Genomic DNA, 4,621 nt, shown 5'->3' on the forward strand with positions numbered 1-4,621 from the left:
GGAGTGGGGGGCCGGGATCGCACTGGCCGCGCGGGAGTGGGGCCCGGGCTCTGAGGGGATGCTGCGTCTGGTCCTGTCCCGCGGTCCGGAGCGCGGGGGACCGGAGACGGCCTACATCACCGTCGCCCCGGTCGGTCCGCACGCGCAGCGGGCGCGTGCGGAGGGCATCGCCGTGACCGTGCTGGGCAGGGGGTTCCCGGCGGACTTCGCGGCGTCGGCGCCCTGGATGCTGCTGGGCGCCAAGACGCTGTCCTACGCGGCCAACATGGCCGCTCTGCGCCATGCGGCCGCGAACGGGTACGACGACGTCGTCTACCTGTCCTCTGAAGGGGAGGTACTCGAGGGCCCTCGGTCGACGATCCTCATCGCTCGAGCAGGTGAACTCGTCAGCCCGCCGGCGGAGGTCGGGATCCTCGAGGGCACCACGCTCGGCGCTCTCGCCGAGGTCGCGGACCGGGAGGGTGTCCTGGTGCGCCGAGAACGGCTCCTGCTGCCCGACCTGCTCACGGCCGACGCCGTGTGGTTGCTCTCCTCGGTCACCCTCGCCGCCCGGGTCCGCCGGATCGACGACGTGTCGCTGGACGGGGCGGATCCCGGGGTCGACGTCGCCGGGATGGTCGATCGCGCGGTCGGGCGGGCATGACGTCGACGGCAGGTCTGACGTAGCCATACCGGGCGCCGGCGAGCGCCGACCGCGGGTCAGCCGGCGACGCTCTTACCGGGGGTCAGCCGACGATGCGATCCAGGGTCAGCCGGCGACGCGCCGTAGCCGCGCCGACATGTGCGGGACCAGGCCCTTCTCCGGGTGGACACGCTCCTCGACCCACCCGAGGTCGCCACCCTCCACGATCCCGTAGATGCGCTTGGCGCCGCCTCGCTGCGGACCGGTGGGGGAGGCGAGCACGACGTCCGTCGCCATCTCCCACGCCGCCTGGTTGATCGGCGCACCGTAGTACATCTCGATGACTCCGGAGGCGTGCGCCACGAGGAACTCGAGTTGGTCGTCCGCGGAGATCCGCCAGAACCCCGACTCGCGGTAGGCGGCGTTGTCCACCGCACCTCCCGTGTCGAACGTCCAGGCGCGGGAGTTCCAGCTCAGGTAGTTCTCCCCGTCGTGGGAGACGACGATCTGCTGGCCGAAGCGGTGTTCGCCCCGGTCGGCGGTGTCCGCCTCACCCTCTCCCTCCCAGACCCCCACCAGGGGGAGCAGCGCGAGAAGGCCCGGGTGCAGGTCCGGGCCGAACCTGAGGTTGGCCGTGTCCTCCGGGACCGGGAGCTCGGAGAACGCCGGGATGTTCCGACCCGCGGTCTGCTCGGACCGCTGCGCCGCGGCATCGACCGCCGCGTTCGCGGATCCGCGTACGACCGAGCCGCCGTCTCCCCCCTCGGGGGTGGACGACGTGGGGTCGGTCGCGCCGGTGTGGTCGCTGTCCGTCACGACTCGTCGGTGACCGTGCGGTACACGATGTAGCAGGTGACCCATGTGATGGCCAGCGTGCAGAGGACGAGGAGGATCTCGAAGAAGAGCACCATGGTCTCATCCTAACCCCGAGGGTGTCAGCCCAGCGAGATGCGGGCGTCGATCGAGTGGATGAGGCAGTCCTCGGGGGGTACCACGAAGTCCTCGCTGACCCGTGCCCTGAGCCCCACCACGGTCACGAGGGTGAAGTCCGCGTGCACGACGCCCTCGCGCCCCGGGGGATCGACGGTGATCACGATGTCGCGTACCTCACGGATGGTCGAGTACTGCAGGTGCAGGTGCAGGTCCCACTTGAGGTGGTCGGCGCCGAACCCGGTCCTGAGCCCGTTCTCGCGCCGAACGCAGTCCGGCGCGAAGGGCACCCGGAACGCGGCCGCGGGCAGCGTGAGCGCCGTGAGGTACATCCGCACCGCCGCCTCGCGCTCCGCGGGGGAGTACGGGCCGGGGTGGTCCGGCACCTGGGGGACCGCGCCCCGTCGCTGGTCGATGCCGACGATGACGGCGGAGGCGACGGAGGCGCCGACCGCGACGACGGAGGCGCGTGCGGCCAGTCCGAGCGCTCGGGAGAGAAGTGACATGCCCCAGAGATTAGCGAGTCGGCCGCCCGTGCGGGGCGAGGACGATCCTCACCTCTCGACGGGGACCCCGATGAGCGAGCCGTACTCCACCCAGCTGCCGTCGTAGTTGACCACGTTGGGCTGATCGAGGAGTTCGTGGAGGACGAACCACGTGTGGCTGGACCGCTCGCCGATCCGGCAGTAGGTCACCACGCGGCGACCGGGTTCGGCGAGGAAGTCCGCGTAGATCTCGCGGAGGTCGGCGTCGGTGCGGAAGGTGCCGTCGCGGGTCACGGCGCGGTTCCAGGGGATGCTCACGGCGCCCGGGATGTGGCCGCGTTGACGGCCGCCCTCCTGCGGCAGCCCGGCCGGTGCCGCCAGCCTGCCGGTGTACTCGTCGACGGAGCGGACGTCCACGAGCGCGTCGCTGCCCAGCCCCGACAGGACGTCGTCGCGGAACGCCCGGATCGACAGATCCTGCGGGTCGGCGACGTAGTCGGTCACCGGACGCCGGGGCACGTCGGTCCCGAGCGGCCGCCCGTCACGCTCCCAGCGCATGCGACCCCCGTCGAGCAGACGTACGTCGGAGTGACCGTAGAGCCGCAGATACCAGTAGGCGTAGGCGGCAAACCAGTTGTGGTTGCCGCCGTACACCACCACGGTGTGATCGCGGCTGATCCCGCGTTCGGACATGAGTTCGCCGAACCTCTCGCGGCCCACGAGATCCCGCGTGTACTCCTCCTGCAGTTCCGTTCGCCAGTTCAGCGCGACGGCGCCGGGGATGTGACCGTCGGTGTGGTACGCCGCCACGTCCTCGTCGACCTCGAGGAAGACCACCGAGTCATCGTCGAGGCGCGATTCGGCCCAGCGGGTGCTGACCAGTACGTCGTCGCGACTCATGTCGGCGAGTCTAGTGGTCCGGTCGGGCCAGGTCGCCGAGCGGCGTTGTGCCCGGGCCGCCGGTACCGCCGGCGGTGATCGTCCCACCCCGCACGGTGAGGGTCTCGACCGCGATCCCGAGGGGGAGGACGTCCGGGGAGAAGGTCAACGCGGTCCGGCGTAGCGCGAGGCCGGGGTCCTGCTCGGGGAGGCCGGACGGGCCCGTCGCGGCCTCGACCGGGACGAGGTGCGCGCCGCGGTCGTCGACGACCAGGTCGACGATCGCCGACACGCGGGTATCGGTCCCCTCGAGGGTCCCGGTGACACGGGCCCGGTGCTCGACACCTCCGGCCAGGCTCGGGTCGTCGGACGCGCCGACCAGGACGTCCCGCATCCCCAGGGCGGGGCCGAGTGAGTCGCCGGAGATCTGGACGGAGACGCTGACCGCGTCCGCGGTCATGTCGGCGGACCGGTCCCCGGGCACGTGTAGATCGGTGACGGTCGCCTCCACGGCCACCGGACCGAGACCCGGGCGGGTGACACCCTCGACACGGATCGACGCCGACGCCAGTGTCCCGGGCCCCGCCCACCGTGTCGACGGGCCCCCACCGATCATCACCGACGGGGCCGCGACCCCCGGGGTCGCCGGGCGGATCCGGGTGGACACGTCCGCCTCCACCATGGAGGCGTTGACGGAGTCCACGGTGAAGGCGCCGACCACCACGACGGCCAGGGCGGCGGTCGCCACCGTGACACTGCGACGGGCTCTCATGGGGTTCAGGTCTACTCCGATCGTCGGAACGGGGGGACGGGTCGCTAGTATCGTCTGGGCGCCCGGACGAGGAGGAAGCGACACATGGACGTAGTGCTCCTCACGACTGAAGCCGACCCCGAGGCGGTGGTCCCCGCGCTGTCGCTCCTGCCGCACTCGGTCAGACTGCTGCCGGCTCTGGCCTCCTCCGTGGCCGAGCTGTCGGGGGCCGCGCTCGCCGTTGTCGACGCACGGAGTGATCTCGCGGCGTCCCGCGCGCTCTGCCGCCTCCTGTCGGGAAGCGCGGACATCTCCGTCATCGCGGTGGTCTCGGAGGGCGGGCTCATCGCGGTCAGCGGGGACTGGGGTCTCGACGACATCATCCTGCCGACCACGGGACCGGCGGAGGTGGACGCCCGGTTCAGGCTCTCCGCCGCCCGTCACTCCGCGCAGGGGGAGTCCGACGGCGGGTTGCTCACGGTGGGCGAGCTCGTGATCGACGAGGAGACCTACGTCGCCCGGGTGAAGGGGCGACCCCTGGACCTGACCTACAAGGAGTTCGAACTCCTCAAGCACCTGTGTCAACACCCCGGACGCGTGTTCTCCCGCGCCCAGCTCCTCCAGGAGGTCTGGGGATACGACTTCTTCGGCGGTACCCGGACCGTCGACGTCCACGTCCGACGGCTGCGGGCCAAGCTGGGGCCCGACCACGAGTCCCTCATCGGAACCGTGCGTAACGTCGGGTACAAAGCGGTCCGGCCGACCGACCGCAGGGAGGACGGGGGAGACGCATGACCGCCATCGAGCACGCGGTGGACGACGAGACGGCCGCGCTGATCGAGGCCGTCGCCCGGGACGCCGCGGCCGAGGACGGGGTGGCACCGCTCGGCGAGCAGCCTCTGCGGTCGCTCCGGTCGGGCGACGAGCAGGCCGTCCGCCATCTCCTGGTCCGCG

6 protein-coding genes are annotated in these 4,621 nt (G+C 71.6%); 2 read left to right on the plus strand and 4 right to left on the minus strand.

All coding sequences use genetic code 11. The annotated features are described in order from the left end of the window. The coding region (locus G6020_RS11190) for an aminotransferase class IV (protein WP_182610683.1) at positions 1 to 643 on the plus strand (643 nt) is incomplete at its 5' end. A gap of 105 nt (positions 644 to 748) precedes the next feature. Here G6020_RS11190 and G6020_RS11195 read toward each other — a convergent pair. The 4 genes from G6020_RS11195 to G6020_RS11210 form a co-directional block, all read right to left on the minus strand. Then, entirely contained in the window at positions 749 to 1,438 is a 690-nt protein-coding gene (locus G6020_RS11195; RefSeq protein ID WP_347238365.1) for an FABP family protein, read from the minus strand. A 119-nt stretch (positions 1,439 to 1,557) separates the two neighbouring features. Next, entirely contained in the window at positions 1,558 to 2,058 is a 501-nt protein-coding gene (locus G6020_RS11200) for a hypothetical protein (protein WP_182610685.1), read from the minus strand. 48 nt (positions 2,059 to 2,106) lie between these two features. After that, positions 2,107 to 2,937, minus strand: a complete 831-nt coding sequence (locus G6020_RS11205) for a sulfurtransferase (RefSeq protein WP_182610686.1) — start codon at positions 2,935 to 2,937, stop codon at positions 2,107 to 2,109. A gap of 10 nt (positions 2,938 to 2,947) precedes the next feature. After that, complete coding sequence (locus G6020_RS11210) at positions 2,948 to 3,688, minus strand: DUF2993 domain-containing protein (RefSeq protein WP_182610687.1); 741 nt, start codon at positions 3,686 to 3,688, stop codon at positions 2,948 to 2,950. A gap of 84 nt (positions 3,689 to 3,772) precedes the next feature. Between G6020_RS11210 and G6020_RS11215 the strand changes: the two genes are divergently transcribed. Further along, complete coding sequence (locus tag G6020_RS11215) at positions 3,773 to 4,462, plus strand: response regulator transcription factor (protein ID WP_179524621.1); 690 nt, start codon at positions 3,773 to 3,775, stop codon at positions 4,460 to 4,462. Positions 4,463 to 4,621 lie beyond the last annotated feature (159 nt).

This window comes from Dietzia sp. B19 (assembly GCF_014145155.1).
Lineage (GTDB): Bacteria > Actinomycetota > Actinomycetes > Mycobacteriales > Mycobacteriaceae > Dietzia > Dietzia natronolimnaea.

Bases quoted from the DNA above. Each gene is read 5' to 3' on its own strand.
- G6020_RS11205 (WP_182610686.1), bottom strand. From the start codon at position 2,937: ATGAGTCGCGACGACGTACTGGTCAGCACCCGCTGGGCCGAATCGCGC.
- G6020_RS11210 (WP_182610687.1), bottom strand. From the start codon at position 3,688: ATGAGAGCCCGTCGCAGTGTCACGGTGGCGACCGCCGCCCTGGCCGTC.
- G6020_RS11215 (WP_179524621.1), top strand. From the start codon at position 3,773: ATGGACGTAGTGCTCCTCACGACTGAAGCCGACCCCGAGGCGGTGGTC.
- G6020_RS11200 (WP_182610685.1), bottom strand. From the start codon at position 2,058: ATGTCACTTCTCTCCCGAGCGCTCGGACTGGCCGCACGCGCCTCCGTC.